Annotated in this window: 12 protein-coding genes; 10 read left to right on the forward strand and 2 right to left on the reverse strand. The window is 32.7% G+C overall.

From position 1 onward, the window contains the following. Positions 1–56 precede the first annotated feature (56 nt). Positions 57–1,574 carry a helicase HerA-like domain-containing protein gene (locus tag GWR14_RS16310; protein ID WP_163410137.1) on the reverse strand — a complete coding sequence of 506 codons (1,518 nt, stop codon included), beginning with the start codon at positions 1,572–1,574 and terminating at the stop codon, positions 57–59. Positions 1,575–1,953: 379 nt separating this feature from the next. On the opposite strand from GWR14_RS16310, the gene GWR14_RS16315 reads away from it, so the two are divergent. The 8 genes from GWR14_RS16315 (at position 1,954) to GWR14_RS16350 (ending at position 8,442) form a co-directional block, all read left to right on the forward strand. After that, positions 1,954–2,778: a MotA/TolQ/ExbB proton channel family protein gene (locus GWR14_RS16315; protein ID WP_163410138.1), complete on the forward strand. Its 825-nt coding sequence runs from the start codon at positions 1,954–1,956 to the stop codon at positions 2,776–2,778. Positions 2,779–2,832: 54 nt separating this feature from the next. Further along, the gene (locus GWR14_RS16320) at positions 2,833–3,459 is read left to right on the forward strand and encodes an ExbD/TolR family protein (protein ID WP_163410139.1); all 627 of its coding nucleotides are present in this window, start codon (positions 2,833–2,835) and stop codon (positions 3,457–3,459) included. A gap of 19 nt (positions 3,460–3,478) precedes the next feature. Next, entirely contained in the window at positions 3,479–4,024 is a 546-nt protein-coding gene (locus GWR14_RS16325; protein WP_163410140.1) for an ExbD/TolR family protein, read from the forward strand. 40 nt (positions 4,025–4,064) lie between these two features. Next, a complete protein-coding gene (locus tag GWR14_RS16330; protein WP_163410141.1) occupies positions 4,065–4,868 on the forward strand; it encodes an energy transducer TonB in 804 nt (267 codons plus the stop codon). After that, positions 4,868–5,098: a hypothetical protein gene (locus tag GWR14_RS23910; protein ID WP_163410142.1), complete on the forward strand. Its 231-nt coding sequence runs from the start codon at positions 4,868–4,870 to the stop codon at positions 5,096–5,098. The genes GWR14_RS16330 and GWR14_RS23910 overlap by 1 nt, the downstream gene beginning before the upstream one ends. A gap of 2 nt (positions 5,099–5,100) precedes the next feature. Further along, a complete protein-coding gene (locus tag GWR14_RS16340; protein ID WP_163410143.1) occupies positions 5,101–6,030 on the forward strand; it encodes a PstS family phosphate ABC transporter substrate-binding protein in 930 nt (309 codons plus the stop codon). An 11-nt stretch (positions 6,031–6,041) separates the two neighbouring features. Then, complete coding sequence (locus GWR14_RS16345; protein ID WP_163410144.1) at positions 6,042–7,709, forward strand: tetratricopeptide repeat protein; 1,668 nt, start codon at positions 6,042–6,044, stop codon at positions 7,707–7,709. Positions 7,710–7,809: 100 nt separating this feature from the next. Beyond that, entirely contained in the window at positions 7,810–8,442 is a 633-nt protein-coding gene (locus GWR14_RS16350; protein ID WP_163410145.1) for a 7-carboxy-7-deazaguanine synthase QueE, read from the forward strand. A gap of 84 nt (positions 8,443–8,526) precedes the next feature. Here the strand turns inward: GWR14_RS16350 and GWR14_RS16355 are convergent, their stop codons facing one another. Continuing rightward, positions 8,527–9,234, reverse strand: coding sequence for a class I SAM-dependent methyltransferase (locus tag GWR14_RS16355; protein ID WP_163410146.1), 708 nt, complete (start codon positions 9,232–9,234; stop codon positions 8,527–8,529). Positions 9,235–9,307: 73 nt separating this feature from the next. Here GWR14_RS16355 and GWR14_RS16360 point away from each other — a divergent pair, with 73 nt between their 5' ends. Continuing rightward, a complete protein-coding gene (locus tag GWR14_RS16360) occupies positions 9,308–9,802 on the forward strand; it encodes a YkgJ family cysteine cluster protein (protein ID WP_163410147.1) in 495 nt (164 codons plus the stop codon). Positions 9,803–9,914: 112 nt separating this feature from the next. After that, positions 9,915–11,150, forward strand: a complete 1,236-nt coding sequence (locus GWR14_RS16365; RefSeq protein ID WP_163410148.1) for an ABC transporter permease — start codon at positions 9,915–9,917, stop codon at positions 11,148–11,150. Positions 11,151–11,622 lie beyond the last annotated feature (472 nt).

Here is an 11,622-nt window from a genome sequence, read left to right on the forward strand (position 1 = left end):
GCAATCTCAATGAAAATACTAATTGTTATTGCTATTGAATTTGAATTTTAGAATGGTTACTTTTTTAAGAATTTTGATAAAACGCCAAAAACGCCTCTTATAAAGGTAGCACTGGTAACAACCTTAAGAACAGATTTTGTAACTACTTCTGTAGTGCTTGGCTCTGTTTTTGAAGATTTTGCCTGAGTTTGTTCTTCTTTTTGTTGTTGTACCTGAGTAGCTTCTTCAATTTTTTTGTTCAGAATTTCATAAGCGCTTTCACGGTCAACTTCTTCACTGTATTTTTTAACGAGCTTAGACTTGCCGTTTATTTCTTCAATTTCTTCTGACGTTAAAATATCCATCCGGCTTTGTGGGGCACGCATCATAGTAGCCACAAGAGGAGTCGGAATACCTTTCTCATTTAGTGCTGTAACTAAAGCTTCTCCAATTCCTAAATTAGTCAGCAATTCATCAGTTTTATAATATTCAGAAGTCGGGTAATTATCAGCTGTTTTTTTAATGGCCTGACGATCGTTTGCGGTAAAAGCCCTGAGTGCATGCTGGATTTTTAAACCTAATTGTGCCAAAACACCGCTAGGCACGTCCATTGGATTCTGTGTTATAAAATATATACCAATTCCTTTTGAACGAATCAGTTTTACGATAGTCTCAATTTGTTCCAGCAAGACTTTACTGGCTTCATTGAAAATCAAATGCGCTTCATCAATAAAAATAACCAGTTCAGGCTGAGGAGCATCTCCTTTCTCGGGCATCTGCTGATAGATTTCGGCCAAAAGGCTTAACATAAATGTAGAGAATAATTTAGGCTTGTCCTGAATATCCGTCAGGCGGATAATGTTTATATATCCTTTTCCGTTTTCATCAATTCGCATCAAATCGTCAATTTCAAAAGATAATTCCCCAAAAAACAAATCACCTCCCTGTTGTTCCAGTTCTATTATTTTTCTTAAGATTGTTCCTGTTGTAGAGGTCGAGATTTTACCATAGCTTTCTTCGATTTCAGCTTTGCCTTCTTCTGTAATATAATTGATTACTTTTTTAATGTCTTTTAAATCCAGTAAAGGCATTTTGTTATCATCACAGTATTTAAAGATAATAGCAATCACACCTGCCTGTGTATCGTTCAGGTCTAAAATCCTTGAGAATAAGACTGGTCCGAATTCAGAAACTGTTGCACGCAGGCGAATCCCGCTTTGTTTAGAAAGGGACATGAGTTCAACAGGAAAAGCAGATACATTATAAGGTATGTTTATTTTGGCATGCCTCTCAGTAATAAAACCTTCTTCTTTTCCTTCTTTAGCTATTCCGCTGAAGTCTCCTTTTATGTCCATCATCAGGACTGGGATTCCGGCATTCGAAAGCTGCTCAGAAAAAACCTGAATGGTTTTAGTTTTACCTGTTCCTGTTGCGCCGGCAATCAATCCGTGACGGTTTAATGTTTTCAAGGGAATCTTTACATGGCTTTCTGCTATAGCCTCCCCGTCAAGAATAGCACCACCTAATGTAATACTGTCGCCTTTAGACAAATATCCGTTGTTTATATCTTTAATGAAGTTATCTTTTTTACTCATTTTTTATTTTGTAATTTAGAGGTTTATACAAGAATTACTTTAGTGTTTTGATATTTTTATTTGTTTTTTTTAACATTAAAAGCACTTTTTTGCTTAAATATGTTGTAAAAAATGATTTCGCAACTTTTTAAGAAGATAACAAAGGAATATTTGAATATTTACTAAAACGTTGTAATTTTTTCATAATTTAACCATTTTTTTGTTTTATCGAAAAAATGATGTAGGCAAATTAATGAGAACTTTTTTAAATTCAAGTTAAATTTACTTCAATTAAATTAAAAAAAGTTTTTTTATTTGAACGAAACGTATAAATTTGCTACCCTACAAGTTAAATATAACTAAAAATAAAAATTATTTAAAACTATTAAAATTAAAAAAAATGGCAAACGTTAAAGTTAAAAAAGAAAGCACTTCGAATGGAGGAGGAATGGTTTCAGGAATCATTATTGCAGCATGTGTTTTTGTTGGTTGGTTAATTTGGAAATTCGTTATGGGATCACCTGCAAACTTTGAAGGAGGGAATCCAGAAACAGGTCACCCAATCAATACTTTAGGGATGGTATATAAAGGAGGTTTCATTGTACCGGTATTATTAGGTATGTTTTTAATGGTTGTTGTTTTTTCTATTGAAAGATATTTTGTTATTTCAAAAGCTGCTGGTAAAGCTAACTTAGATGCATTTATGAAAAATGTACAAGGAAGTATTAAAGAAGGAAACATTGAGGCTGCTATCGCTTCATGTGACAAACAACAAGGTTCTGTTGCTAACGCAATTAAATCTGCTTTGATTAAATATCAGGATGTTAAAAAAGAAGGATTCAATAGTGAAGAAGCTTCAGAAGTAATCCACAAAGAAATCGAAGAGGCAACTTCATTAGAAATGCCAATGTTAGAGAAAAACATGACTATCATCTCTACTTTAGTATCATTAGGAACTTTAGGAGGATTGTTAGGAACTGTATCTGGTATGATTAAAGCGTTTGGTGCGTTAGCTTCTGCTGGTACTCCGGATCAGGCTGCCCTTGCAACAGGTATCTCTGAAGCACTTATCAACACTGCAACAGGTATCTCTACGTCTGTAATGGCAATTATTTCTTATAACTTCTTTACTGCTAAGATTGATGATTTAACTTACTCTATTGATGAGGCAGGTACTACAATTGTAAATACTTACAGAAAATTCAGAGGAAGCTTAAGACAATAATTAATTTTTGATATTAATAATTAGAATTAATTATCAAAATAAAACAAAAAGAGAATGGCTAAAATAAAAATGAAAAAAAAGTCAACATCGACAGATATGACTGCCATGTGTGATGTTGCGTTCCTTTTGCTTACGTTCTTTATTTTGACCGCTACTGCTAAGGTGCCAGAGGCACTTCCTGTTGATACGCCATCATCTACTGTACAGACTAAATTGCCGGATTCAGATTTGGCCATTATCTCAATAGGTAAAGGAAAAGACGGAAAAAGTAAAGTGTTTTTTGATATAAAAGGAAGAGAGTTACGTAAAAAAACTCTTGAAGGGATGGGTGCGAAATTAGGAGTTCCTTTTTCAGAAGAAGATAAAGCGAAATTTGCATTAATGGATGACTTTGGTGTACCGCTTACAAGTTTGAAGCAAATCATCGATATGAAAGCTGCAGACAGAAGTAAAGCAAATCAGCCTGGAATTCCAATCGATTCTTTAAATAATCAGTTAAAAGAATGGCTTTTAGTTTCAAGAAGAGCAGCGATTGACTTAGATGAGAAAGAATTGCAGATTGCAATAAAAGGAGATGCTAAGGAAGATTATCCACAAATCAAAAAGATTATGGATATCCTGCAAGATCAAAAAGTCAATACCTTTAACTTAGTTACAGGTATGAGAGGGAAAGATTTTTAATTAAAAAAGATACACTAAAATGGCTGAATTAAATACCGGCGACGGTGGCGGCGGGAAAGGTGGCAAAGTAAGAAGTAAAAAGCAAAACTCGAAAGTCGATTTAACGGCGATGGTAGATCTAGCTTTCTTATTAATCACATTCTTTATGTTGACCACAACGTTGTCAAAACCTCAATCGATGAATTTAGGTTTGCCAGATAAAAATGAGAAAGAACCTGAGAAACCAATTAAGGTAGATGAGAAACGTACGATGACTATTATGATGGGTGAGAATAATAAACTTATCTATTATATGGGATTGTTAGAGTCTCCTATAGCTGGTCCGAAAGATATCGAGTATGGAAAAGGTGGTATTCGTAAAGAATTGTTAGCTCGTAAAAAATCTGTATTAGCTTATACTGGTGACAAAACAAAAGGGATTATTGTTATCATAAAACCAGGGAAGAAATCTAAGTACAAAAACTTAGTAGACATTTTAGATGAAATGGCTATTACGGGAGTTGAAACTTATGCAATAGTTAATGATTTTCAACCTAAAGAGAAAGAATTGTTAGAGAAAGAATAAAAGTAATTTTATTTTATCAATAACCTAATAATTAAGAGATATGAAATTAGATATTATTAAAAATCAGTGGCTTGATATCGTATTCGAAGGACGAAATAAGATATATGGAGCATACGAGCTGAGAAAATCAAATACCAAAACCACGGTAAGAGCGCTTATCATTGGTTCTGTTATTTTTAGCTTGGCTGTTGCTGCCCCTCTTATCGCCAGCCTTTTACCTGATTCTGAGGAAGAAGTGGTAGATAACGATATTAAAATTATTACGGCAAAAATACCTCCTAAGAAAAAAGAGGAAGTTAAGCCAAATACACCACCGCCACCACCTCCTCCTCCAAAAGTGGATCAGGTGAAGTTTGTGAAGCCTGTAGTGGCTAAAACTGAGGAAATTACGGAAGATCCACCAAAAATTGTAGATCTTAAAGATAAGAAAATCGGTTCTGAAACAATCAAAGGTGACCCGGATGCAGTTTTAACTGTTGATGAGCCTGTAGGTAAAGGTCCGGTTGCTGAAATCGTACAAGAAGATAACAACGTATATAACACAGCTGGTATCGAAGTAAAACCAGATTTTCCAGGAGGAATGGAGAAATTCTACAAATTCGTAGGAAACAATTACAAAACTCCGGAAGAAGAAGGTTTAAAAGGTAAAGTATACGTTACGTTTGTTGTTGAAAAAGATGGTTCATTAACAGATATTAAAGTTTTAAGAGATATCGGTTACGGAACTGGTGCAGAAGCTATCAGGGTTTTGAAAAAATGCCCAAAATGGACTCCTGGCGAACAAAACGGTAAAAAAGTAAGGGTTCTTTACTCTCTGCCTATTACAATACAATCTGCAGAATAATGTTGAAGAATTTACTTAATAACATTCAGAAGAAATCGCTCAAAGAGCGATTTCTTCTCGTTTTAGGAATATTGTTTTTTTTGATTTATCTTGTGCTGGGTTTAATGATTATGTTCTGGAAAAGCCTGCCATTGAACATGGATCCGATATACAGATATGCATTTGGGATTTTACTGATAGTATATTCAGCGATTCGATTTTTGAGATTAATAAATTCTAACACAGAATGAGCATGTTAAAGTATGTTAAAGTTTTAGCATTAGTTGTTTTTATTTTTTTGTTTGCAATGTGTAATCAAAAAAGTAAAAATGATTTAAATAAGGAAACAATTTTAAAAGGAACAATAGATATTGCAGTTGATGAGACTGTTAAGCCAATTGTAGATGATCAGGTTGCTGTTTTTGAAGGAACATATTATGATGCGAAAGTAAATGTTAAAGCTAAATCTGAAGCAGAGTTGATTAATGACCTGTTAAATGTGAAAACAAAGGTTGTTATAACAGCAAGAGATTTAACTCAGGCAGAAAAAGATAAATTTACAAAGCTGAAAATTAATCCGAGAGTTACCCCGTTTGCAGTTGATGCAATTGCTTTTATTTCTAACAAGAGCAATAAAGATACTCTGATTGCGTTGAAGACAGTAATTGATTTTATGAAGGGCGCATCAAATACGGGAATAAAAGGTTTAGTGTTTGATAATCCAAATTCAAGTACAGTTCGTTACATGAAGGATTTGGCTAAAGTTAAGGATATTCCAACGGCAGGTGTTTTTTCATTCAAAACAAATGATGAAGTAATAAAATTTGTTTCAGAAAATGACGGAATGATTGGTGTGGTAGGAGTCAATTGGCTATCACAGCCGGCGCCTGAAATGCAGGATATAGTTCATAATATAAATGTTTTAAGTGTTAAAGGATTAAATGATAATAAATATTACAGTCCTACACAAAATGACTTAGCCGAAGAGAAATATCCTTTGGCACGTGAATTGTATATCATCAATTGTCAGGGATACACTGGATTAGGAATGGGATTTGCATCATTCATTGCCGGAGACATTGGACAGCGAATTGTTTTAAAATCAGGCTTAATGCCGGTTAAGACTCCAGGTAGAAAGCTGCAAATTAGAAATCAAATTTCAAACGATAAAGAAAATAATTAATTACAATAAAGATGAACAAATTTAAAATTTTAAGTCTTGCCTTAGTTGCTTCAGCTTCTGTTGTAAAAGCGCAAGATATCAAAGAAGCTAAAAAAGCAATTGATGCAGAACAATTTCAGAAGGCAAAGTCTTTACTGAAATCTATCATAAAGGCTAAACCTTCTGATGGTGAAGCTAATTTTGTTTTAGGGAACATATATTTGAATGAAAGTGTTGTTGACTCTGCCAAAATCTATTACTTAAATGGATTAGAGGCTTCAGAAAACAAGAATTTGAATTATATTGGATTGGGTCAGCTTGATCTTGATCAGAAAAATACTGCCGCCGCTCAGGCTAACTTTGGCTTGGCAACAAAAGACATGAAACGTAAGGATGTAGAAGAGTTTATCTATATCGGAAGAGCATACATAAATTCTGAAAATCCTGATTACACTAGTGCTATTGCAGTTTTACAACGTGCTTTGGCTTTAGAACCACAGAATGCTACTGCTCTTTTAGCTATAGGAGATGCATATTATGGTGCAAATAATCAAAATGATGCTTATAAAGCTTACCGTGATGCATTTACGGCTGATCCAACACTTTTAAGAGCAAAAATGCAATTAGGAGTTTTGTTGAAAGGGGCTAAGTCTTATGATGAAGCTATCAAATCTTTTAATGAGGTTATTGCTTTAAATGCTAATTATGGTCCTGTTTACAGAGAGTTGGCTGAAACTTATTACAAGTGGGCAAGAAATAAGCCTTCTACTGCTAAAGTAAATCTACAAAATGCAATTACGAATTATGAAAAGTATTTAAGTCTTACAGATTATTCTTTAGATTCTAAAATGCGTCATGCTGATTTCTTAATCTTAGTTAAAGATTATAAAAAACTTGAAGAAGTAGCAAATAAAATGATTGCAGAGGATAAAGTTAATCCAAGAATTTTTAGATATTTAGGGTATGCTGCTTACGAAAATGGTAATGCTGATGTAGCAATTAAATCTATTGAAGATTTTATAAAAACTCCTACAAACAAAGTAATCGGTAGAGATTATTTATATCTTGGTTTATCTAAAATCAAAAAGGGAACAAATGCTGAAGGTGTTGTTGATCAAGCGGCTTTTGAGGCTGGATTAGCAGATATCAAAAAAGCGATTGAGTTGGAACCATTAGTTGTAGAAGAACTTGCTGATTTTGGAAAAGCTTTGTTTGGTAAAAAACAATATCCTCAGGCTGCAGCAATTTTTGAACTTGGAGCTGCTAACGCAGAATCTAAAAATTATTTAGATGATGCTGTATATTATGGAATTTCTGTTTACTATGGTAATGCAGGTAAACCTGCTGAAAGTCGTGATAAAGCTGCTTTATCTAATGCTGATGCTACTTTTGATAAAATTTTGGTTGCTTCTCCTTCTTATACTGAAGCATTTTTGTATAAAGGAAGAATCAATAGTTTATTAGATAAAGATGATATGATTATTAAAAATTACGAGCAATATGTTTCTGCCACAACTGCAAAGGGAGCTGAGGAATTAGCTAAACCTGCAACAGTAAAAAAAGTAGTTGAATCGTATAATGCAATTGGTGCTGCTTATGCCAATACTGATAAAGCTAAAGCTGTTGAGTATTTTAATAAAACTTTAGTTTTAGATCCTGCAAATACTTATGCTGCTCAATCAGTGAAAGCTTTGAAATAATAAATTGCAATTGTTAAAATATAAAACCGATAGTTTTCAAAAGCTATCGGTTTTTTTGTTCCGTATTTAATTGACTATCTTTGCACTTTAAAATAAAATAATGTTATCAAAAGAAATACAATTAGAAGTAAATAAAGGAGCAATGTTGCCTTTGATGGAAGAATTTTATACCATTCAGGGGGAAGGTTTTCATACAGGTACAGCTGCTTACTTCGTAAGAATTGGAGGGTGTGATGTTGGATGTCATTGGTGTGATGTAAAAGAAAGCTGGAATGCAGAATTACATCCGCCGACAAGTATTGATTTAATTGTAAAGAATGCATCAACTTATGCTGATACGGTTGTTGTTACAGGTGGAGAGCCTTTAAGTTGGGATATGAGTTTGCTTACGGCTAAACTAAAAGATAAAAATTTAAAAGTTCACATAGAAACATCGGGTGCTTACCCTTTGTCTGGATTTTGGGATTGGATTTGTCTATCTCCAAAAAAAAATAAATTGCCTACACAGACTGTTTATGATAATGCAGATGAGCTGAAAGTAATTATCCATAATAAACATGATTTTATTTTTGCCGAAGAACAGGCAGAATTGGTAAATAAGAATGCGATTTTATTTCTTCAGCCCGAATGGAGTAAAAAAGAAGAAATGACTCCGCTGATTGTTGATTATGTAATGAATAATCCAAAATGGCGGGTTTCTCTACAGACACATAAGTATTTGAATATACCATAAAAAACAAAAATCTCTTCATCTGAAGAGATTTTTGTTTTTTATGATTGAATATAAATAATGATAAATCAAATTTTCCTATTGGTGCTAAATTAATAGTCTGGCTAAATAATCATAATGTTCACCTTCTAAAATCAATTCACATTTTAAGCCATTGGCAATCGCAGCATTTTGAAGGGTATTGTAATCTAAGTAAAGCCAGTCAAAGGGTTCTTCTTTTTCTCCTTTATATGATATATTAAAGACAAGTTCTCCATAATAATCATTATCTGATGGAATCCATTTTCCTCCGTCTTCATCTTCATCAAACATATAAATGATGTCTGAGCTGTCTATTAAAATCTGACCGCCTTCATTTAAAAGAGATTTTAGTTTAGATAAATATTTATTGCAGTTGTGTAGTTTACCAAAAATCCCGGTACCGTTCATTAATAAAAGGATCGTATCAAATTTTTCTCCTTCAAAATCTAAAATGTTTTGGACTTTGGCATTTTTCACACCTCTCAATTTACAGGTTTCAACTGCTTTTTCTGAAATATCAATCGAAGTCACATCTAAATTGCGGTCTTTTTGTAATGAAAGAGAATGGCTTCCTGCCCCACAGCCTACATCTAAAATTTTTCCGAAAGCTAACTCCAAAGCTTTTTGTTCAAGTTTTGGCATTTCATTATAGGAACGGAATAGATATTCAACGCTCATTTCGTCTTCTTCAGAAATTGAAGTTTCAGTAATAATATCTTCTGGTGAATTATTGGTTTGAAAATCAAACATTGCTTTTCCGAAAAGATCTTTCATTGTAATTTAATTCAAAGTTTAAGGTTTCAAATTTAAAGTTGTTTAATTTTGCAGATTAATTTAATTAGTAAACTTGAAACAAATTTTAAACAACTTAAATAAGTTAGCCAAAGATAAGCATATCGAAAATAAAAAGTATTTTGATAAGCTGAAAAAGAAACAACCTAAGAATTTGGATTATGTGATGCAGGATCTGCATGACGCAGAATTCAAAAAGACAGATTGTTTGCAATGCGCTAATTGTTGTAAAACCACCGGACCTTTATTTACTTTGGCTGATATTGAGAGAATATCCAAATCTTTCAGACAAAAGCCACAACAATTTATTGAACAATATCTTCGAATTGATGAAGACAAAGATTATGTTTTAAAAAGCGTTCCATGTACTTTTTTGGATAATGAAAATTACTGTATGATTTATGATGTCCGTCCAAAAGCATGTAGAGAGTTTCCGCATACTGATAGAAAAAAGTTTCATCAAATTGCAGATCTTACCTTAAAAAATGTAGCAATTTGTCCGGTAGCTTATAATATAGTTGAAGAGATGAAAAAGAAAATGCCTTTGTAAGAGACTTAAATAATTTGTAATTGTTTTTAGTTGTAAATCATTTTTGTTTTTTTAAATGTATTTTTGACCTGTGGTAAATGAACGGACTTATAAATTAACTTGAAGAGATAAATTGAATCTGGAATATTTTATAGCTAAAAGACTGATTACTGCTAAAGATTATAAAAGCAGTATTTCGGCTCCTATTATTAAAATTGCGATTTCGGCAATTGCGATTGGTATTATTATGATGTTGGTTTCAGTTGCTACCGGAATTGGTCTGCAGGAAAAAATTCGCGAAAAAGTTTCAGCTTTCAACGGGCAGATTGTTATTTCGAACTATGATAATAATAATTCAGATGTAACATTGATTCCAATTTCAAAAAAGCAGGATTTCTATCCTAATTTTAAATCCGTTCCAGAGGTAAGCCATATCCAGGCTATTGCAGCCAAGGCAGGAATTATTAGAACCGAAAATGCTTTTGAGGGAATTATTTTTAAAGGAGTAGGTGCAGATTATAATTGGGATAATATTGGTGAATATTTAGTAGAGGGTAAATTGCCTGACTTTTCTAAATCCTTAAATGAAGAAGTAATAATTTCTAAATTTCTTGCAGATAGACTCAATTTAAAAGTTGGGGATAATTTTAACACCTTTTTTATTAAAGAAGAACAAGGTAAATTGCCAAACAGTCGTCGATTTAGGATTGTGGGGCTTTTTAATTCGGGCTTTCAGAATTTTGATGCAACTTATATCCTAGGAGATATTCGTCATATTCAAAGAATAAATAAATGGACACCGGATCAGGTTGGTGCTTTTGAAGTTTTTGTAAAAGATTTCAAAAATATAAAAGCAACCGGAGATCAGATCTATGAACAAACTTCATCGAGTTTAGATACTAAAACGATAATTGAAAAATATAGTTATATTTTTGATTGGCTACAGCTTTTTGATTTTAATATCATTATTATTTTAGCAGTGATGATTTTAGTAGCAACGATAAATATGGTAGTTGCTTTATTGGTTCTTATTTTAGAACGTACTCAAATGATAGGGATTCTGAAATCATTAGGTGCTAATGACTGGACGGTTAGAAAAGTATTTCTTTATAATGCTTTTTATTTAATTGTCCGCGGGTTATTTTGGGGGAATCTAATTGGAATTTCAATATTGCTTATTCAGCAACAATTTGGAGTAGTTCAACTCAATCCTGAAAATTATTATGTCAATCAGGCACCGGTTTATTTAAACTGGGGTTATGTTATATTGCTAAATTTATTGACCGTTACAGTTTGTTTTTTGGTTTTATTGATTCCTTCATATATAATAACAAAAATTTCACCTGTAAAAGCGATTCGTTTTGACTAAATAGAAATTGTAATTAATGTACAACCCAACAGATTTTTAAAAATCTGTTGGGTTTGTTTTTTATACATATATAAGTAGGGAATATTATACTATCATATATTAAGAGTAAAGTTTTGTCTGGGTGATGAATTCGAAGTTCTTTTAAAGTTTAGAGTTTTGTATTTTGTATAATAATCAGGAGCTATTTCGCACTATCCGCTACAATCTTTTTGGGCCGTACCCTTATCTAAAAAGGATTTTCGCTTCTATGGGGCTATGGATTTTCGTTTTCAAAAGAAATTTTGAGCAGGAAAGTGTTTTAAAATCCTGAAAAATCCTCTAAAAAGCCTGGTAAAGGATAAAAACTCTTCAAAAATGATAAAGAGAAGAGGGTGAAAACTGTCAAAAATCCGGTGCTATTCAGAAAAAACTTACTATAAATAGAAAAAACTCAAAATGTAAATAAGCTGTTATGAGTTAGTTAAGAAAAAGA

Origin of the sequence: Flavobacterium ajazii (assembly GCF_010614725.1) — a bacterium.
GTDB classification, from domain to species: Bacteria; Bacteroidota; Bacteroidia; order Flavobacteriales; family Flavobacteriaceae; genus Flavobacterium; species Flavobacterium ajazii.

Coding starts and splice junctions, on each gene's coding strand:
- GWR14_RS23910 (WP_163410142.1), top strand. CDS start 4,868: ATGTTGAAGAATTTACTTAATAACATTCAGAAGAAATCGCTCAAAGAG.
- GWR14_RS16350 (WP_163410145.1), top strand. CDS start 7,810: ATGTTATCAAAAGAAATACAATTAGAAGTAAATAAAGGAGCAATGTTG.
- GWR14_RS16310 (WP_163410137.1), bottom strand. CDS start 1,574: ATGAGTAAAAAAGATAACTTCATTAAAGATATAAACAACGGATATTTG.
- GWR14_RS16325 (WP_163410140.1), top strand. CDS start 3,479: ATGGCTGAATTAAATACCGGCGACGGTGGCGGCGGGAAAGGTGGCAAA.
- GWR14_RS16345 (WP_163410144.1), top strand. CDS start 6,042: ATGAACAAATTTAAAATTTTAAGTCTTGCCTTAGTTGCTTCAGCTTCT.
- GWR14_RS16320 (WP_163410139.1), top strand. CDS start 2,833: ATGGCTAAAATAAAAATGAAAAAAAAGTCAACATCGACAGATATGACT.
- GWR14_RS16315 (WP_163410138.1), top strand. CDS start 1,954: ATGGCAAACGTTAAAGTTAAAAAAGAAAGCACTTCGAATGGAGGAGGA.
- GWR14_RS16355 (WP_163410146.1), bottom strand. CDS start 9,234: ATGAAAGATCTTTTCGGAAAAGCAATGTTTGATTTTCAAACCAATAAT.
- GWR14_RS16330 (WP_163410141.1), top strand. CDS start 4,065: ATGAAATTAGATATTATTAAAAATCAGTGGCTTGATATCGTATTCGAA.
- GWR14_RS16340 (WP_163410143.1), top strand. CDS start 5,101: ATGTTAAAGTATGTTAAAGTTTTAGCATTAGTTGTTTTTATTTTTTTG.